Genomic DNA, 596 nt, shown 5'->3' with positions numbered 1-596 from the left:
ACCCCCACCCTCGTCATCGCCACCGCCGGCACCACCGACACCGGCAGCATCGACCCCCTCCCCGCCATCGCCCAGCTCTGCCGCACCCACGGCGCCCGCCTCCACACCGACGCCTCCTACGGCGGCCCACTCCTCTTCAGCGACACCCTCCGCCCCGCCCTTAACGGCCTCGACCAGTCCCACACCATCGCCGTCGACCTCCACAAACTCGGCTGGCAACCCATCGCCGCCGGCCTCCTCGCCGTCCCCGACACCACCACCCTCACCGCCCTCGCCCACCACACCGACTACCTCAACGCCCCCGACGACACCCGAGCCGGCCTCCCCGACCTCCTCGGCCGCTCCCTGCGCACCACCCGCCGCCCCGACATCCTCAAAATCGCCGTCACCCTCCGCGCCCTCGGCCGCCGCGGCCTCGGCGACCTCGTCGAACGCGTCTGCGCCGCCGCACAGCACCTCGCCGACCTCATCGACGCCCACCCCCACTTCGAACTCCACGCACGCCCCACCCTCACCACCGTCCTCTTCCGCCCCACCGGCACCGACGACCCCACCACCGCCGCACTCCGCCGCACCCTCCTCCACAACGGCCACGC

Annotated in this window: 1 protein-coding gene; it reads left to right on the top strand. The window is 73.7% G+C overall.

The window, feature by feature from the left end; translation table 11 throughout:
* Positions 1-596 (top strand): pyridoxal phosphate-dependent decarboxylase family protein (locus ACSNOH_RS35035; protein WP_436725481.1); only part of this gene is annotated, 596 nt, incomplete at both ends.

This window comes from Streptomyces sp. URMC 127 (assembly GCF_051386535.1).
Lineage (GTDB): Bacteria > Actinomycetota > Actinomycetes > Streptomycetales > Streptomycetaceae > Streptomyces.
This window is presented reverse-complemented; position numbering and strand designations above follow the sequence as displayed.